3 protein-coding genes and 1 pseudogene are annotated in these 2,656 nt (G+C 57.5%); 1 reads left to right on the forward strand and 3 read right to left on the reverse strand.

The genetic code is table 11. The annotated features are described in order from the left end of the window. A pseudogene (locus E1N52_RS43395) lies at positions 1-173 on the forward strand (IS5/IS1182 family transposase); the annotation flags it as partial. 143 nt (positions 174-316) lie between these two features. Here the strand turns inward: E1N52_RS43395 and E1N52_RS45740 are convergent. The 3 genes from E1N52_RS45740 to E1N52_RS43410 all read right to left on the reverse strand — a co-directional run bounded on the left by E1N52_RS45740 (position 317) and on the right by E1N52_RS43410 (position 2,532). Further along, positions 317-730, reverse strand: a complete 414-nt coding sequence (locus E1N52_RS45740) for a GNAT family N-acetyltransferase (RefSeq protein ID WP_205965780.1) — start codon at positions 728-730, stop codon at positions 317-319. Positions 731-876: 146 nt separating this feature from the next. After that, positions 877-1,299, reverse strand: a complete 423-nt coding sequence (locus E1N52_RS43405; RefSeq protein ID WP_165979595.1) for a GNAT family N-acetyltransferase — start codon at positions 1,297-1,299, stop codon at positions 877-879. A 78-nt stretch (positions 1,300-1,377) separates the two neighbouring features. Next, the gene (locus E1N52_RS43410) at positions 1,378-2,532 is read right to left on the reverse strand and encodes an IS5 family transposase (RefSeq protein ID WP_133191217.1); all 1,155 of its coding nucleotides are present in this window, start codon (positions 2,530-2,532) and stop codon (positions 1,378-1,380) included. Between the last annotated feature and the right edge of the window lie 124 nt (positions 2,533-2,656).

Raw genomic sequence — 2,656 nt, forward strand, 5'->3', positions numbered from 1 at the left:
ACGTCTTCGGCACGCTAAAGCACTGGATGGGGGCCACACACTTCCTGACCAGGACGCTTGGACGGGTGAGTACCGAAATGAGTCTTCAAGTGTTGGCCTACAACCTGAAGCGCGTCATCAAGATACTTGGGGCTGGCAGGGCAATAAATGCGATGAAGCTGGTCGGAACGTAAGGCCCGGAGGGGCTTTTTACGCTCGAAATCCTACGTTAAGTTGGGCCGGAGTTCTCAAGCTTGATTGGTCGGGCTGGCGAGCTCGACTCCGGGGCAAAGAAAACAGTTTCCACACGGCCTCGGCCGAGGAGCGACGGAAGCGTTTAAGTCCCTTCACTGAACTGACTGCGGTATTTGACGAACCCGCGCTTTCGGTCTCCATGGAAACCAACCTGCTCGAAGAATCGGTGTGCGTCGACGCGAGACGCCGAACTAAGCAGCATCATTTTCGAGCAGTTCCGCGACAGGCAAAACCGCTCGACCTCACTTAGCAGCGCTTCCCCGATTCCATTGCCACGACATTCTTGATCAACGACGAGATTTTCGACTACCGCAAAGGGCTGCCCGGCATACATAGCGTCCGCACAAAGGCAAACCAATACCGTGCCCCGGAGACGGCCGTCGACCTCGCAAACCATAAGCCGAGTGCGAGCATCGCCCTCAAGAAAATTTATCTGGGACGCCGTAGCCCTGACATTTTCATCGTCGACCAACTGACGATACAACGACTGGGTCACGGCGTTCAGTAGTGGTTGGAAGCTGAAATGATTTTAGATGAGCCGTAAATCCCGTTCCGTGAATGTCGCGTTATATGCGCTGAGTTGCGACGCAACGAAAGCATCATCCCGCTCATTTCGCTTGTCGGTGACTTCGATGTTCATGGTTATTCGCCAATACGCCCTTTGAGTCTCACTTCCGTCAGGGCAGCGCCACCAATTTCGATAGCCCTGACTGAACCATCGGCCTGAAATCCGTTCTCGACGTAGAACGCCTGCGCCGGCTTGTTGTCTTTCAACACCCAGAGCGTGACTGCCGAATAGCCCTCGGCATGGAGTCTCTCTGAGGCTGCGTTCATTAGCGCTGTCCCGATGCCACGCTTCCAGAATGATGGTGCCACATAAATCGCTTCGATTTCTGCGCAGTGCGATTCGACATCGTCGTCACGGGACGGACCGAATGCGATCCAGCCGGCAACCGAGTCGCTTACTATCGCAACGAATACGCGCGGCGTGCCGACCGTCACCGTCCTCAGCCATCTCACTGCCCCAGTTACCACATCGAGCGCCGCGAGATATCCGCTTGGCACGATGTCCTTGTAGGCAACCCGCCATGTATCTAGTCGCCCCTGAACAATTCGTTTTGGCCGTCATCGGCAACATCGGCGTCAGCGGGCGGATGCTCTCTGATCGACAGCGAAGAACAGGGCGATGAGAACAAGGGCGTAAAAAAGCCGCAGCTTCCTCAGGATCATCCGCAGGTTGTGACCGGCGCCGCATAGCACAGCGTGCATCGCGTCACCGAGCGCTCCCTTCAGCCAGTTCCGATCGAGTTTGCCATCTGTCTTCATGTGGCCGATGGCTGGCTCGATCGCACTGCGCCGTCTGATCATCGCTCGTAGTCTCCGCGTGATGCCAACGACCAGGCCTTCCTTGTGTGTCGTCGTAATCGACACTTTCACCCCGAACTCATACGGCGTGCGCGCCTTGCCCTTGGCCAGGCACTCCACCTCTGGCGCATGCATTGCGTAAAGTTTGTTTTTGTCCTTTGTCTTTTGCGACAGGATCCGCTTCGTGCGCCCAATCAGTTCCTGCAGGGACGCGCGACTGCCGTCGGACACCGCATCGATCTGTCGCTCCACGTCACGCATCACCCGACCCACGCGCGAGCGCAACGTACGCAACGTCTTCTTCATTCGTTTGTACTGCTTCGCATGGGCGTAGCGGCCAATCTGACGCGCCAGGTGCGGCGCCTCACGGTTGTAGTTCTGCCTCAGTTTCACGCCGTGCCGCGCGGCAGCCTTCACCAGATGTTCGCGACACCGTTCAAGGAGCCGCGAATCGGTCGGGTGTGCGATCGCTTTCTGCATGACCGTCGTGTCAACAATCACGCGCTTCACGCTTGCGGCTTTGATCACGCCAGCACGTTTTGCCGCTTCGATTGTTTCGGCCAGCAACTCTTCAACACCGGCCTCGCCCAACCGCTTGCGCCAGCGCGTGAGACTCGACGGATCGATCGGCGGTTCGGTCTGCAGGTACGTCTCGCCGGTGAATACCTGCCAGTACGGATTTTCAACCCATTGCCAAACGACCTCTTCGTCCGACAGATCGAATGCGTGCTGCAGATACAGCAGGCCGGCGATCAGCCTGGGTGATGTTGCCGGCCGTCCCTTGCGCGACACGAAGCTCTCGCTCATTGCCACGCCCAGCCGATCCCAGTTGATCAGTTCAGCCAGCCGCACCAGCGGATGTTTCAGATTGATCTGCTCACGCAGCGGCTGCCGGAAGAAATCTCCTTCTGTCACAGGCGTCTTCGGACCCATCCGCACCTCGTCAGGATTTGCAGGATTCAAGCGTCAATATGCCTGGTCCCTGCAATTCCCACAACACCAATTCGGCCTCAGAGCCTTGCCGCATAAGCCTTCGCGGATTGTTCAAGGCCGACTA

This window comes from Paraburkholderia guartelaensis, from assembly GCF_004353905.1.
Classification (GTDB): Bacteria; Pseudomonadota; Gammaproteobacteria; order Burkholderiales; family Burkholderiaceae; genus Paraburkholderia; species Paraburkholderia guartelaensis.